This window comes from Clostridium cadaveris (assembly GCF_020911725.1).
Classification (GTDB): domain Bacteria; phylum Bacillota; class Clostridia; order Clostridiales; family Clostridiaceae; genus Clostridium_X; species Clostridium_X cadaveris.
On sequence record NZ_CP076620.1, the window covers coordinates 915,957 to 931,942 of the forward strand.

The 15,986-nt window shown below is 30.8% G+C and carries 11 protein-coding genes; 9 read left to right on the forward strand and 2 right to left on the reverse strand.

Features of this window, described 5'->3' with window-relative positions; all coding sequences use genetic code 11:
- Positions 1-5 precede the first annotated feature (5 nt).
- Both KQH81_RS04160 and KQH81_RS04165 read right to left on the reverse strand, forming a co-directional pair.
- A complete protein-coding gene (locus KQH81_RS04160) occupies positions 6-1,868 on the reverse strand; it encodes an LTA synthase family protein (RefSeq protein ID WP_074844836.1) in 1,863 nt (620 codons plus the stop codon).
- A gap of 193 nt (positions 1,869-2,061) precedes the next feature.
- On the reverse strand, positions 2,062-3,375 hold the full coding sequence (locus KQH81_RS04165) for a helix-turn-helix domain-containing protein (protein ID WP_074844833.1): 1,314 nt from the start codon (positions 3,373-3,375) through the stop codon (positions 2,062-2,064).
- Between the two features lie 368 nt (positions 3,376-3,743).
- Between KQH81_RS04165 and KQH81_RS04170 the strand changes: the two genes are divergently transcribed.
- The 9 genes from KQH81_RS04170 (at position 3,744) to deoC (ending at position 15,966) form a co-directional block, all read left to right on the forward strand.
- Complete coding sequence (locus KQH81_RS04170; RefSeq protein WP_027637361.1) at positions 3,744-3,974, forward strand: DUF3006 domain-containing protein; 231 nt, start codon at positions 3,744-3,746, stop codon at positions 3,972-3,974.
- Positions 3,964-4,512, forward strand: coding sequence for a signal peptidase I (lepB, locus tag KQH81_RS04175; RefSeq protein ID WP_027637360.1), 549 nt, complete (start codon positions 3,964-3,966; stop codon positions 4,510-4,512). The genes KQH81_RS04170 and lepB overlap by 11 nt, the downstream gene beginning before the upstream one ends.
- A gap of 7 nt (positions 4,513-4,519) precedes the next feature.
- Entirely contained in the window at positions 4,520-5,890 is a 1,371-nt protein-coding gene (gene pepV, locus KQH81_RS04180; protein ID WP_027637359.1) for a dipeptidase PepV, read from the forward strand.
- Positions 5,891-5,966: 76 nt separating this feature from the next.
- Positions 5,967-7,829, forward strand: a complete 1,863-nt coding sequence (ftsH, locus tag KQH81_RS04185; RefSeq protein ID WP_051196123.1) for an ATP-dependent zinc metalloprotease FtsH — start codon at positions 5,967-5,969, stop codon at positions 7,827-7,829.
- Between the two features lie 76 nt (positions 7,830-7,905).
- A complete protein-coding gene (locus KQH81_RS04190) occupies positions 7,906-10,029 on the forward strand; it encodes a HelD family protein (protein WP_035770174.1) in 2,124 nt (707 codons plus the stop codon).
- A gap of 138 nt (positions 10,030-10,167) precedes the next feature.
- Entirely contained in the window at positions 10,168-12,006 is a 1,839-nt protein-coding gene (locus tag KQH81_RS04195; protein ID WP_035770173.1) for an LTA synthase family protein, read from the forward strand.
- A gap of 278 nt (positions 12,007-12,284) precedes the next feature.
- Positions 12,285-13,484 (forward strand): 6-phosphofructokinase, encoded by a 1,200-nt coding sequence (locus KQH81_RS04200; protein WP_230028990.1) that lies wholly within the window; start codon positions 12,285-12,287, stop codon positions 13,482-13,484.
- 83 nt (positions 13,485-13,567) lie between these two features.
- A protein-coding gene (locus tag KQH81_RS04205; protein ID WP_230028991.1) for an IS3 family transposase occupies positions 13,568-14,991 on the forward strand; the annotation gives its coding sequence in 2 pieces (ribosomal slippage) (positions 13,568-14,057 and positions 14,057-14,991; 1,425 coding nt in all).
- Positions 14,992-15,300: 309 nt separating this feature from the next.
- Entirely contained in the window at positions 15,301-15,966 is a 666-nt protein-coding gene (deoC, locus tag KQH81_RS04210) for a deoxyribose-phosphate aldolase (RefSeq protein ID WP_027637355.1), read from the forward strand.
- Positions 15,967-15,986 lie beyond the last annotated feature (20 nt).

Consider the following 15,986-nt stretch of genomic DNA (forward strand, 5'->3'; position numbering starts at 1 on the left):
GATATCTACTCCTTCCTGAAATAGTTAGATCTAATTAGTTTATCACTCAAATCTAATGAGTCTATCATATATTGCTGTTCTTCCTCACTAAGACCTGTACTTATTATTTTTCTAGTAGAAAGAACTGCAAAGCTTTTATTGGTATTTAATAAGTTTCTTCCTAAGGTGCTATTATCATATTTAGAACTATCTACTCCAAAAAGATAACTTAAAGTTGGAAGAATATCAACTTGTCCACCAATAGTATCTATAGTTTTACCTTCCATGCCTTTAGAGTATATTATTAAAGGTACTTTTAAATCGTTATTTTTATACCAAGTTTCATTATCATTTATTGTAGCGATTTCATCTGCAAAGAATTTGTGTACACCTTCATGATCTCCGTATATTACTACTACAGAATTATCTAATATTCCTGAAGTATCCAATTCATTTAAAAACATTCCTATCTGCTTATCTGTATAGTGAACGGCCTCTATTGATTTTCCGATTTTAGTGTCTTTTAGTGGTCCTGAGGTATCTATATCAATAAATTCTTTAGGCATATTAAATGGAGTATGATTTGTCAATGTTATAGAAAAATTATAAAAAGGCTGAGGCTGATTTTTTATGTAAGTTGAAAGCTGTTTTAAGTAGCTTCTATCACTTAAACCTAGTCCTATAATTTCGTCAATTTCAAAATTTGCTGAATCTAAACATTTTTCGAATCCTATTGATTTTAAAGCAGACATCCAATTCCAATAAGAACCCTTATCAGGGTGAGCTGCTAGGGTATTGTATCCCATATCCTTCATAAGTATAGGAAGAGAACTTTTATATGTGTTATTTGGGAACCTGAAAAATGTACTTCCAGACCTTACTGGGAAAAGTGAAGTATTAGTTAAAAGTTCAGCATCAGATGTCGTACCATTATGAGTTTGCTCATGAAAATTATTAAAATAAAGGCTGTTTTCTAAAAGCTTATTTAACGTAGGGGTTATTTCTTTGCCATTTATACTTTGGCCAATAACAAAGTTTTCAAGAGACTCTACTTGAAGTATTATAAGATTTTTGCCTTTAAACATATTTTTATACTCATTGTCAGGGAGAGTTTCTTTTTTATTAGAGAACCAAGTATTTACACAATCCAATTCTTCATTGTTAAAAACATATTGTTTGCTTTGTTCTTTAAACTCAAAATAATCAAAGATATGATAGCCAATTGGAGTAAGGCATGACATAGTTTGATTTTGTGCCCAAGTAACTCTAAACAAATATTGATTAGGGTATGCTTTACCTAGCTTATCTACTTTTATATGAGCATAAAAAAGATAAGAACTGGGAATGAAAACCATTATCAAAAAGCATATAAATTGAGTTTTATATGACTTTATTTTTAAATCACTTTTTAATGTTAAGATCATTATAACTATCAAGTCTAAAAGAAATAACAAATCAACCCATCTAAACATGGCCATTATACTTGAACCTAAGTTGTCTAAATTAGAAGAGTATTGAAGCATATGGTAATTTAAAAATGAACGATTGCTTCTAAAATACCATATATCACCTATATAAAGTATAGTGATAAGAAGGTTTATAACAGAAAAACTCCACTTGTGAACTTTACCTGTGAATAAAAATGCAGGTGCTAGTGCTAACATAAAAAAACTTAAGTATGCCAAAATTGGCGGAGCACTAAAAAATATAGTTTTAAAGTTGACAGTTGTGGCAGTATCGCTAGATATAAGAAATAGAAATAAAAGTGTTTTTAATGATATAGCTAAAAGACTGTATCTTAAAAGTTTATTTTTCTTTAAAGACTTAAAAGCATATTTTAATGAAAAACTATTTTCAGATACAGTATTGTTAAATGTTGAATTTTTCATTGGTAGTATCCTCCATATTATAAAGTGTATATTATAAAGTATATTTAGTATACTACATATAAACTAGTAGGTTATGAATTTTGTTGGGTACTTAAGGTAAACTTAAGTATTTAAAATGTTTTTTAAATAAAAAGGGACTGTTACAAAATGATTATTTCACTTTGTAACGGTCCTTTGAAAACAAGTATTAAAATTATTCTGTAAGAAAGCTTAAAAGGCCACTTAATGAATCGCTATCTTTAGTATTAATATAGTAATTTAAAAGCTTGAAAATAAGCTCATTTACTTTAGTAAGTTTATTTATAGATATTAAAGTAAGGATTTCTGTTTTAAAAAAATCTATCTTATCATAGCAATTATTACTTATTAAAAAATCAAGATATTTAGATAATATTGATATTATTTCATCGTTATCAACATTGTTTCTGCAAGCACTTATAGATAAGTCAAATAACTTTATTGCAGACTCAAGATCATCTATGAACCAATAGAATTCAGCAAAAGAGCTGAATATTCTAGCTGACCTTATAGTTGTATCCATAGTGCAGTATTCTTTTAAAATTGATTCATTTAATTTTAAAGAATTTAATACATTCTTAGAATCTTTAGTAAAGACATATATTTCAAGCATGGAATTTATAGCTAATAGTTTGTCCTCTATGCAGTCTTTACGAAGAGAAGCAAGAATTTTTTTCTCAATCCTTAAAGTGTCATTAAAAAATCTCTTTTTCTTTAAGCATTGAGCTTTCAATTTAAGAAGTAAAATCTTTTTTTCTGGATTTTTTGCAAAATAAGGAGATAGCTTATCATCTATAAAAGAAATTTTATTTAATGCATCATCTAGGTTATCTAAATAAATACAAGATTTTATACTGTTGATGTAGAATTGATAGAGTATATCATCATTTAAAATATCTATATTTACTAAAGCTAAGCTACTATAAGTTAAAACATCTTCATAGTTATGATTAGAGAAAGAACTTACGCTTAACTTATAAAGAACATTTATAAGTTCTCTCAAATTGTTTTCTTGAAGAATGTTTTCATAGGCTTTTAGATAGAAATTATTAGCTTTATAAAAATTATTAAATTTAAAATACAGATCTCCTATAAGACAATAAATTTCAGCTTTTTTATCATATATAGGGTAGCTCATTAGAAATTTTTCTATATCTATAGATATCTTGTTTAGTTTTGATAAAGATAGAAAGTCATTTTTTAAATCTAGTATGTATTTATCAGCAATTTTTTTTGCTTGACTTTCTACATCTTCAAGCAAATATTCTGAAGTTACACTGAAATCTATTCCCTTTTCTTTGCATACTCTATTTATATTTTCAGATAAAATTATAGCAACTTTAGATGTCAAATTAGCTTTGTCATTTTCAATTATGCTAATTAGATTTCTGGTTATCTCGCCTCCAGTTATGTCTTCCTGATTAATTTTAAATGATTTACGAATTTTACGAATCTTTTTCCCAGGTGATAATATTTCTTGACCTTCCATTATAATCTCCTTCCTTTAAAAATAATTAATAAATAAAATAATAAGTAAAATAATAAGTAAAGAATAAATATAGTAATGTGTGAGAAAATCTAACATTATATGAAAGTATAATTAAAATAATATTGAAACTAAAGATATGTAAATTAACATAAATATTACATCATATCTTTATTATATCAAATATAAGAAAAATATGTAATGAAATTTTCGTAATATTTACACATTAATTTACAAAAACTTGAACAAATCATATATGACTAGTGTATTGTTTTTGTGATATAATTGTTAGATAATACAATAATTAAATTTTACCTTTAAGTTAGAAAAATTAGCAATACATAATTTTATATTAAAGGAGTATTAGACATATGAGAAGATCTTATATAGTAGACAGGATAGAGGGCAGTTTTGCTGTATGTGAAGAAGAAGATGGAACCATGGAAAATATATCTTTAGAGAAGATAAAAGGTGATATACGAGATGGTGTAATTCTTTTAGAAACTTGCAAAGGATATTTCAGAGTTGATGAAGAAAAGACAAGAGAGAGGGAAAAGGAAGTGCAGGATTTTATGAAAGGTATGTGGAGTGATGAGGAGTAGTAGAGCAAAGAGAAATAGTAATGAATTTATGACATTTTTTAAAGATTGGATAATACCAATTTTAATAGCTGTACTCGTAGCTAATCTAGTTACTAAGTATGTGTTGTTTAAAGTATTAATACCTAGCGAATCCATGTATCCTACTCTTGAAAAGGGAGACCAGCTTTTTGCTACAATGATTTACAATCATGATAAGATAAAAAGAGGGGATATGATAGTTTTCAAGTTTGACCAAGATGGTAAGGATGAAACTCTAATAAAGAGAGTGATAGGACTTCCAGGAGATGAAGTGGTTGTTAAACCTAACGGAGAAGTTTATGTGAATAATGAAGAATTAGATGAACCATACAAAGTTCAAGGAAATACGCAACCTGGATATTTTCAAGTGCCTGATGGGAAATATTTGTTTTTAGGAGATAATCGAAACAATTCTTATGACAGCAGATTCTGGAAAGACCCATATATAGATAAAAGTAATATAATTGCTAAAGCAAGAGTTAGAGTGTATCCATTTAATAGAATGAAATTTTTTGATTAGGGGGATAATTATGTTAAATAAAAGAATAGATGAATTACAAGAGGAACTTCTTTCTTCAACCCAAAGGCTTTTGAAAATCAGAAGTTTAGAAGGGCAAGCGCTTCCAGGAATGCCATTTGGAAAAGAAGTTAATGATGCACTGATGGAAGCTTTAAAAATATCAGAGGAATTAGGCTTTAAAACCAAAAATGTAGATGGCTATGCAGGATATGCAGAGTATGGTGATGGTGACGAGTATATAGGAGTATTAGGACACTTAGATGTTGTACCTGAAGGTAGTGGCTGGAATCATGAACCATATGGAGGAGAAATAAGCGACGGAAAGGTATGGGGAAGAGGATCTCTAGATGACAAGGGGCCTATAATTGCAGCACTTTATGGATTAAAAGCTATAAAGGATTTAAACCTTCCATTAAGCAAAAAGGTAAGGATAATTTTTGGAACTAATGAGGAAACAGGCTGCGGTGAGATAGAATATTATCTAAAAAAAGAAAAGGCACCTATTATGGCGTTTACTCCAGATGCAGAGTTTCCAATAATTTATGCTGAAAAGGGAATATTGAACTTTACAATGCATAGTGACTTTTCTCAAAGTGGAAATGTCATAATATCTTATATAAAGGGAGGAGAAAGAGCCAATATAGTACCAGGATATTGTGAAGCATTAGTCAAGGGTGCAGATAGGGCTATATTAGATAGCTATATAATTCAAAATAGAGCTGCTATAGATATAGAAGAGTGTGAAGAGGGAATGATTTTAAAATCTCATGGAGTATCTGCTCATGGTTCGACTCCAGAAAAAGGAAAAAATGCTATAATGGAACTTATACTTGCATTAAATACTCTAGATATAGATGGAAAAGCAGGAATTATAATAGATACTCTTGCACATAAGATTGGAAGAGATGTTAATGGAGAAAACATAGGAGCCGGCTTATGGGATGAGCCTTCAGGAAAGTTAACATTAAATGCAGGAGTTATAAATATGAGTGAAACTTCATTAGATTTCAGAATAGATATAAGATACCCTGTTACTAAAAATAAAACAGAGATACTAGATGGAATAGAAAATTCATTAAAGAAATCAGAAATTGAGATTAAAGATATAGATGAAGTAGGGCCTCTTTACTTCTCAAAAGATCATGAGCTTATTAAGAAACTTCAAAAGGCTTATGCAGAGGTAACTGGATTTGACTCAGAACCTTTAGCTATTGGAGGAGGAACTTATGCAAAGTCTATGCCTAATACAGTGGCATTTGGACCAGCTTTCCCAGGCAGAGGCGATTTGGCTCATCAACCAAATGAATATATAAGCATAGATGATTTAATGATGAGTGCAAAAATATATGGAAGAGCTATATATGAACTTGCAAAATAGTTTGTTTTGCAAGTCATCCTTAAAACAAGACAGATATATGGATACGAAAGGATGTGAAATGCCATAAGGCGGAGACATGTTTAAAAATAAAAAAACTAAATTTACTCTAGCATATGTGATAATAACTTTACTTATGGTTTTATTTATTAATGATTTGATAACATCGTATACTACAAAAGAAATAACCTATAATGAATTTTTAAATATGGTTGAAAGCAATGAAGTAGAAAGTGTAATCATGGAGAGAGATAGGATACTCATAATACCTCAGAAGAACAATGAGTATTCAAATAAGACTTTATATACAGGATATATAAATGATCCGGACCTTATAAAGATTTTAAAGACTAATAATGTAGATATGAAAAGAAATGTTCAAACCAACGACCCAATAACTAATATAATCTTTTATTGGATAGGACCTATTGTCATATTTATGTTTTTAGGTAAATTGCTTTTTGGAAGATTAGACAAGAAAATGGGTGGAGGAGTTATGTCCTTCGGAAAGAATGTTGGGAAACTTTATGCTGAAAATGAAACAGGAAAGACCTTTAGAGATGTAGCAGGACAAGAAGAAGCAAAAGAATCTCTTGTAGAGATAGTTGATTTTCTTCACAATCCTCAAAAGTATGCAGACATAGGAGCACAGCTTCCTAAAGGAGCACTTTTAGTAGGACCTCCTGGTACTGGAAAGACTCTTTTGGCTAAGGCTGTAGCGGGAGAAGCTAAGGTACCATTTTTCTCTATGTCTGGTTCTGATTTCGTAGAAATGTTTGTAGGTATGGGAGCTGCCAGAGTCAGGGACTTATTTAAGCAGGCAGAAGAAAAAGCTCCTTGTATTGTGTTCATAGATGAGATAGATGCTATAGGTAAAAGCAGAGAGGGATCTATACAAGGAAATGACGAAAGAGAACAGACACTAAATCAGCTTTTATCTGAAATGGATGGATTTGATTCTTCTAAAGGAGTTGTAATTTTAGCAGCAACTAACAGGCCAGAAGTGTTGGACAAGGCACTTTTAAGACCTGGAAGGTTTGATAGAAGGGTTATAGTAGATAGACCTGACCTTAAAGGAAGAGAGGCAATTTTAAAAGTACATGCTAAGGATGTAAAGCTATCAGATGATGTAGACTTGAATTCTATAGCAAAGGGAACCCCAGGTGCTGTAGGAGCGGACTTAGCAAATATAGTTAATGAGGCTGCACTTAGAGCTGTTGCAAATGATAGAAAAATGGTTATGCAAGAAGATTTAGAAGAGGCAGTTGAAGTTATAATAGCAGGTAAGGAGAAGAAGGATAGAATCCTTTCTCCAAAGGAAAAGAGGATAGTGGCATTTCACGAGGTTGGTCATGCACTTATCGCTACCTTGTTAAAGAATGCTGACCCTGTCCATAAGATAACTATTGTTCCAAGAACTATGGGAGCTTTAGGATATACAATGCAACTGCCAGCAGAAGAAAAATATCTTGTTTCTAAAGATGAGCTTTTAGATCAGATAACAGTAATGCTTGGAGGAAGGGCAGCAGAAGAAGTAGAGTTTAATATAATTTCTACTGGTGCTTCTAACGATATAGAAAGAGCAACACAAAGTGCTAGAAATATGGTTACTATTTACGGAATGACCGATAGATTTGACATGATGGCTTTAGAATCTATGTCTAGCAGATATCTTGACGGAAGACCTGTTCAGCAATGCAGTAATGAAACAGCATCTATAATAGATGAAGAAACTCTTAGTATAATAAAAACATGTCATGATAAGGCAATACAGCTTTTAAGTGATAATAGAGAACTTTTACTAGAAATCTCCGAAACTCTTATAGAGAAGGAAACTTTACTAGGTGAAGAATTTAGTGAAATAGTAAAGGCTAAAAAGCCAGAACTATTTAGCAATGAAGAGGGAATAGCTTTTGATAAAGAGGAGATTATAGAAGAATAGTAATTTATAGGACTGACTCATTAAGGTAATACTAATATTATGAGTCAGTTTTACTTTTCATAAAAAGGAGATGACAATGGTGAGTGAGAATAATTTCTTGAAAGACCAGGAAAAGGAAATACAGTTTCATATGGAAAAGCTTAAGTTAAAAGAAACTATAGAAAAGATAAATGATGAGATACTAAGTACTTTAGATAAAAGAAAAGGCTTTATGAACTATATAAAAGAATATAGAAAAGAAAATCTTGAAGAATATAGAGATGATGAAGATATGGGTATTGAATATTTTGATCATGATAAATTTCTTCAGGAAGAAAGCTTTAAAATCATAGATAAGAGATTAAAGGAGCTTACGGAGCTTAAACTATCTCCTTATTTTGGAAGGATAACATTTTTAGACAAAGATATTGAAGAAGTGGAAGATATATACATAGGAAAATATGGGCTTAAAAAAGAAGGTGCATATCTTCCAACTATAGTAGACTGGAGAGCTCCTGTAGCATCTTTATTCTATGCTGGAACTTTAGGAGAATATCATTATGAATGCCCAGCAGGCAGAGTGGATGTTGATATAGAGAAAAGAAGGCAGTATATAATAAAGAGATCAGAGCTTTTAGGTCTTTTTGATTCGGATTTGGACGTTAAGGATGAGATACTTCAAATGGTGTTGAGTTCAAATACAAATGAGAAATTAAAAGACATAATCTTAACTATTCAAAAAGAACAAGATGAGATAATAAGACAGCCTAGAAACGGTGTTGTTGTGGTAAATGGGGTAGCTGGAAGCGGAAAGACTACTATAGCTCTTCACAGGATAGCTTATTTATTATATAACTTTAGAAAATATTTAGAGAACAAGGTTCTAATACTTGGACCTAACTTTATTTTCATGGAGTATATATCAAGAGTTCTTCCATCACTAGGAGAGGATGGAGTAAAGCAAAATACCTTCAGAGAATTTGCATTAAGTCTTTTGAATATTCCAGAAGAAATAATGGATTTTTCTACAAAAATGCAGCAGGTATTAGAAGGAGATAAATCTTTAGAAGAAGATATTTTAAAAAAGACTTCTGAAAGTTTCATAGATAATCTTGATGGACTTATAGAGAAATTAGAGAAAAACTATTATAATGTTGAAAATATAATGTTTAGAGGGAAAGTAGTAGTAAATGCAGAAGAGATAAAAGCTATGTTCAGTGATTACTACAAATCTATGCCTTTATTTAGAAGGGCTGCAAAGATAAAAAGAATTTGTATAAGCAGAATAAAAGATGAAAGAGATAATATATTTAGAGATATAAAGGCTAAGTATAAGGAAAAGCGAGAATCCTTATCTGAAAGTGATAGGGAGTTCCAAGAAAATGATCTTGAATTTAAGAGAAGACTTGAGATTAGGGATTTAATTAGAGATGTTATGAATACAAGAAAAAGCTTAAACTGGCTTGATGGAGAGGACGTTTACAGCATATATAAGAAATATAACGGAGATGGAGTGCTTATAGATGAAGATTTGGCACCAATGCTTTATCTAGAAATCAAGTTATGGGGATTAAAATCTAATGATGACATAAAGCATGTTGTAATTGATGAGGCTCAGGACTATTCTTCACTTCAATTTAAGGTTATACAGGAACTTACAGGAGCAAAATCATTCACTGTTGTAGGGGATTGCAACCAAAGACTTATAGTAAACAAAAACATTCCTATGATGCATTTAAATGATATACTTGAAAGTGAGAGTATAAAGGAATTCAATTTGAAAAAGAGTTATCGTTCTACAAAACAGATTATGGAATATGCAAATAGTTTTACGGGTTATGAAGAGGTTCCATTTGTAAGAGAAGGAGAAAAAGTTCAAGTTCAGAACTTCAAAAATATAGGTGATTCAATAACTAGAATTAAAGAAACTATAGAATTACTTTTAAAAGATGGATTAGAAAATATAGCAGTAATATGTAGAACGTCATCTATGACTAAAGAAATATCAAAGCAGCTTAAAAAGAGTATTAATATTAGAAGCATAGATAATGAATACATGATTTATAATGGCGGAGTAGTAGTTATACCGAGTTACCTTGCAAAAGGACTTGAATTTGACGGAGTAATCATAGTAGATGAAAATAAAGAGGGGCAGGATTTAGTTAAGTATATAATGAGCACAAGAGCACTTCATAGGCTTTATGATTTTAGAATAGGATAAAGTATAAGCTGAATTAGTTGGGAAATATATGATTTCCAATTAATTCAGCTTTTCTTAAGAAAGAAAGGAATTAATATTCATTTTTATGTGATATAATATTAAACTGATGAAAGAATTTTAGCGATAGGCGGTGCATCGATGACTAAATTTAATTTAAAAGAATGGTTTAAGAAAAGAGATAAGCTATTTTTAATAGTTGGATTTTTGATATGGCTAAAAACACTGATGTTCTTGGCACTTATCCATGGAAAAGATTCAGCAACTTTTAACATAGCAAGAATGTACTTTTCTCCGCCACCTTTTATATGTCACATATTGTTTGTAGTTATAATAATGGCTATAGGTTTGTGCTTTAAGGGACGTGGAAGATTAGCATATTACATAATAATAAATTTATTTGTGTCAATGCTTTTATGGGCAGATTTAGTTTATTATAGAGAATACGGTGGATTTTTGACAGTAGAATATCTTTTCCATCCAGGAAGCTTTAATCCCGGAGATGTTAATTTATTCAAGCATATACACCTTGTAGATATATTATTTTTTATAGACATAATAGTTCTTTTAGTTATAGCTATAAAATACAAAGAGTATTATAGAGGTAGATTTAAATCTTTAGGAAAGAATATTTTAACATCAGCTGTGTTGATAGTTTTATCAGTAGCATATATATATGGAGCTCATATCTATATAGATGTGAAAGATAAGACAAACGGAGATATGCTTTTCTTTAAAACAACTTGGGCACCATTCCAAACTATGTCAAATACATCACCTTTAGGATATCATGCTTTTGATATTTATAATCACTTTGTTGCAAATAAGGTAAAAGATCTTAGCAAAGATGATATGAAGGCTATAGATGAATGGTACAAGGAAAATGATGAAAATCTCCCAGATAATAAGTACAAGGGGATTTTAAAAGGCAAAAATGTAATATTCCTTCAAGTTGAATCTTTAGAGTCATTTGTGATAAATGAAACTGTAGATGGTCAGGAAATAACTCCTAACATCAATAAAATGCTTAATAACAGCTATTACTTTAATAATATATATGATAATGTTAATAATGGAACTAGTGCAGATGGAGATCTCATATCAAATACATCTTTGTATCCTGTAAGACAAGGAGCTACTTATTTTAGATATGCGTTTAATAAATATAATTCTTTAGCAAATATATTAGAAAGTGAGAATTATAAAACTATATCTGTACATCCAGAAAGATCAGGAAATTGGAATTGGAGAACAAATCATAAGAACTTTGGATTTGAAACCACTTATGATATAAATGATTATAAACTTGATGAGATAATTGGACCGGGATTGTCAGATGGATCTTTCTTTAAGCAGACTGTAGACTTTATAAAAGATGAAAAAACTCCATTCTTTCTTCATGCGGCTACACTTACAAGTCATGGACCATTTGATATACCTGATAATAAAAAAGAACTTAATTTATCAGACAATATAAAGGATACGATACTTGGAGCTTATTTTCAAAGTATACGTTATGTAGATAATGAGATTGGAAACCTAGTCAAGTACCTAAATGATAATAAGCTTATGAACAATACAGTGTTAGTTATATATGGAGATCATTCAGGTCCACACAAATTTTATCAAGATAAGATAGAAGCAATTAATGGAATAAAAGAGCAGTGGAAGAGTCCTGAAAAGAAAGTTCCATTTATAATATATAATCCTTCAATAAATGGAGAAATAAGAGATGTAATAGGAGGACAGGTAGATATGATGCCTACAGTCTTATATGCATTAGGGGTGGAAAAGGATAAGTATATTAATACAGTAATGGGAAGAAATCTATTAAATACAAAAAGAAACTTTACTGTTTTAAATTTTGGAGAAATAGTTGGAAATCCTAACACAAAAGAAGAAGAACAGCATATAAAAAATGCTATTCCTATAGCTAATAAAATTATAGAAGGAAACTATTTTAAGGTTAAAGATGAATAGACAATTTATAAGATGATATCTTTTTAGATATCATCTTATTTTAATGTAAACATAATTCTATACCAAATATAAAGGATTATTGAAAAGTAAACGCTTTAAAACACATTACCACATAATAAAGGAACTTATAATATTTTTACATATAGAGTAATTTATAATATAATTATATAGTATAAAGAGTACTCTATTTTAGAAAAAGTATCACTATAGGTGAAAATATGAGTTATATATTATTAGATGAAGCTAAAAGATAAACCGTGGAAAAGGAGATTTGATCTATGAATTGTATAGTAGCTCAATCGGGAGGACCAACAGCTGTTATCAACAGTAGTCTTATGGGAGTTTTAGAAGGAGCATTAAAAAGCGGAAAGTTTGATAAAATTTTTGCTGGAATTAATGGGATTGAAGGAATATTAAAAGAAAATATAAAAGACATATCAACTTTATCTGAAGAGAAAAGGGAGATAATAAAGCATTCTCCAGCGGCTATATTAGGATCATGTAGATTTAAATTAAAAGGAATTCAGGAAAATAAAGAGCAGTATGAAAAGCTGTTTGATATTTTTAAGAAATATGATATAGGAGTCTTTTTTTACATAGGTGGAAATGACTCAATGGACACAGTAAAAAACTTAAGTATATATGCTAAGAAGAATAATATAGACTTTAGAGCGATAGGAGTTCCCAAAACTATAGATAATGATTTAGAGGTTATGGACCATACTCCTGGATTTGGAAGTGCAGCTAAGTTTGTAAATACATGTATAATGGAAACAGCCTTAGATGACAGTGTATACCAGGGGAAAAGTGTAATCATACTAGAAACAATGGGAAGAGAAGCAGGATGGCTTGCAGCCTCAGCAGCAGCAGCTAAACTTAATGGACAAAGGATTGTAGATCATATATATGTACCAGAAAATCCTTTTAATGATTTAAAGTTTTTAAGTACTATAAAAGAAGATTTAACAAAAAAAGATAAACTTTATATAGTTGTATCTGAAGGAATAAGATATGAAGATGGAGTTTTTGTGTCTCATTCTTCAATCAATGCAGGTCATGATACATTTGGACATGCTCAACTTGGAGGAGCTGGACAAAAACTTAGACAAATGCTTATAGATGCTGGAATAATCAAGAGAGTCAAATGTGTAGAGTTAAATATACTGCAAAGATGTGCAGCTCATGTTTCCTCATCTGTAGATGTAGAGGAAGCTTTTGAACTTGGAGTAAATGCAGTTAATTTTGCTAACCAAGGCTTAAGTGGAATTCTTCCAGGTATAATAAGAACTTGTGATAAGCCTTATACTTATGAGATAAAGCCAATAGAAATAGAAAAGGTGGCAAATCATACAAAACTTTTACCAAAACAGTGGATTGATTTAGAAAATGACTTTATAACAGAAGATATGGTAAGGTATGTAGAGCCTCTTATGGGAGGACAACAAGCTTTCCCTATATATTTAGATAATGTAAAATAATTTGACAAGCCATAAGGCAGAGGAATATGAACCGACCCCCAAAAGTTAGACCAAAAATCTAACGAATTGGAGGTCGATTTTTTATGGCAAAATACAGTTATGAATTTAAGAAAAAGGTTGTTGATGCATATTTAAATGGTGAAGGCGGATATCCGTATCTTGCCAAGACTTATGGTATTCCTGCGTGGAGTAACATTAAGAAGTGGGTATTATCTTATTCCAAAATGGGTGATGAAGGATTAAAGCGCTCAAGAAAAAAAAATAATTATTCTTTTGAATATAAACTTCATGTGGTAGAGTTATATTTATCAAGTGAGGTTTCGTATCAGGATTTAGCTCTCCAAGAGAAAATCAACAACCCAGTACAGATATGTAAATGGGTCAATGATTTTAATATTGCAGGTGTTGATGCATTGAGACCGAAGAAGAAAGGTCGTAAGAAGTCATTGGTGTCAAATAATAAGAAAGAAAAAGTACAGTCATCTTCAGAAATTACTCCAGTAGACACAAGTGCTGAACATGTGAGACAACTTGAAGATGAACTTTTAAAACTTAAAATTGAGAATGCCTATTTAAAAGAACTGAGGAGGCTGCGTTTAGAGAAGGAAACTCTTCTGAAAAAACAGCGAGAATCATCCACAGCCTCCGAGGAGACTTCAAACTAAAAGATATTCTCGCAATTGTTAGCTTTCCGAAGGCAACATATATGTACTGGCAGAAAAGATTTGATAGGGAAAATCCTGACCAGGCAATTGAGGATAAAATCTTAGAAATACATAACACAAACAAGGATTATGGCTATCGTAGAATATATGGTGAACTTCGAAATCAGGGCTTTATTGTTAATAAAAAGAAAGTACAGAGAATCATGCAGAAACTAAATCTCCAAGTTGCTTCCTTTACTAGAAAAAGTCGTAAATATAGTTCTTACAAAGGCAAGGTCGGAACAGTTGCGCCCAACAGAATCAGAAGACGTTTTAATACCAATATCCCTCATCAGAAAATCACAACAGATACTACTGAGTTTAAATACTATGAGGTAGATTCTAAGGGACATATGACGATGCACAAACTATACTTGGATCCGTTTATGGATATGTGTAACAGTGAGATTTTAAGTTACGGTATTGATAGGCGGCCTTCTGCCACCAATGTGATAAATGCTCTAAATGAAGCCATTGAAATAACATCTGATTGCCCATATCAAAGAACATTTCATTCTGACCAAGGCTGGGCTTACCAGATGAAGTCATACTCACATCGTCTTAAAGAAGAGCGGATTTTTCAGAGCATGTCCCGCAAGGGAAACTGTCACGATAATTCTGTAATGGAAAACTTCTTTGGACTCTTGAAACAGGAAATATACTATGGTGTTGTTTATTACAGTTATGAGAAATTGAAATCTGAAATAGAAAGATATATAAAGTACTACAATGAACAAAGGATTAAAGAGAAACTAGGATGGATGAGTCCTGTGCAATACAGACTCAAACTCTTGGCTGCATAAAAATAGCGAGGCAGCCGAAACTGTCTCGCTAATAAAGTCTAACTTTTGGGGGTCACATCAATATTCTCTTCATTATGGCTTTTTTATTTTTTGTAAAAAGGAATTAAAAAACTTGTTTTAGATAAAATAAAAATAAGATATATGAAATAAATTTATTATAAAGTAATTAAGAAAAAAAATTCAATTATAAAATATATGAAATAAATTTCGATATTTTATGGAAGTGAATAAAAAGTATGGTATAATAAATTTGTAGAAACATTTTCATTTTTATAAATTTATAAATAATAGAAAAGGAAGGTAATGAAGATGGACGTTAGAAAAATATTAGATACAGTAGATCATACTCTATTAAAACAAACTTGTACATGGGAAGAAATAAAGAAAATTTGTGATGAAGGAATGGAAAACAAAGTAGCATCAGTATGTATTCCACCATCATATGTTAAGCAAGCTAAGGAGTATGTTGGAGATAAATTAGCTATATGCACAGTAATAGGTTTTCCAAATGGATACCAAACAACAGCTGTAAAGAACTTTGAGACAAAAGATGCCTTAGAAAACGGTGCTGATGAAATAGATATGGTTATAAACCTTGGACATGTTAAAGATAAAAAATTTAACGAAATCCAAGCTGAAATAGAAGCGTTAAAAGCAACTTGTGGAGATAAAATCTTAAAAGTAATAATTGAAACTTGCTTCTTAACTGATGAAGAAAAGATAGAACTATGCAAAGTAGTAACAAACGCAAAGGCAGATTTCATAAAAACTTCAACAGGATTTGGAACAAGAGGTGCTACTCTTGAAGATATACAAACTTTTGCTAAATATGTAGGAAAAGATGTAAAAATCAAGGCTGCAGGTGGCGTTAAAAACTTAGAAACTGCAGAGCAGTTTATAGAAGCAGGAGCAAGCAGATTAGGTACTAGTTCACTTTTAAAGATAATAAACAATCAAGAGGCAACTGGCTATTAAAAAGCAGAGTTCTATTGATA

Coding starts and splice junctions, on each gene's coding strand:
- KQH81_RS04200 (WP_230028990.1), top strand. CDS start 12,285: ATGAATTGTATAGTAGCTCAATCGGGAGGACCAACAGCTGTTATCAAC.
- KQH81_RS04165 (WP_074844833.1), bottom strand. CDS start 3,375: ATGGAAGGTCAAGAAATATTATCACCTGGGAAAAAGATTCGTAAAATT.
- KQH81_RS04195 (WP_035770173.1), top strand. CDS start 10,168: ATGACTAAATTTAATTTAAAAGAATGGTTTAAGAAAAGAGATAAGCTA.
- KQH81_RS04190 (WP_035770174.1), top strand. CDS start 7,906: ATGGTGAGTGAGAATAATTTCTTGAAAGACCAGGAAAAGGAAATACAG.
- KQH81_RS04160 (WP_074844836.1), bottom strand. CDS start 1,868: ATGAAAAATTCAACATTTAACAATACTGTATCTGAAAATAGTTTTTCA.
- lepB (WP_027637360.1), top strand. CDS start 3,964: ATGAGGAGTAGTAGAGCAAAGAGAAATAGTAATGAATTTATGACATTT.
- KQH81_RS04170 (WP_027637361.1), top strand. CDS start 3,744: ATGAGAAGATCTTATATAGTAGACAGGATAGAGGGCAGTTTTGCTGTA.
- deoC (WP_027637355.1), top strand. CDS start 15,301: ATGGACGTTAGAAAAATATTAGATACAGTAGATCATACTCTATTAAAA.
- ftsH (WP_051196123.1), top strand. CDS start 5,967: ATGTTTAAAAATAAAAAAACTAAATTTACTCTAGCATATGTGATAATA.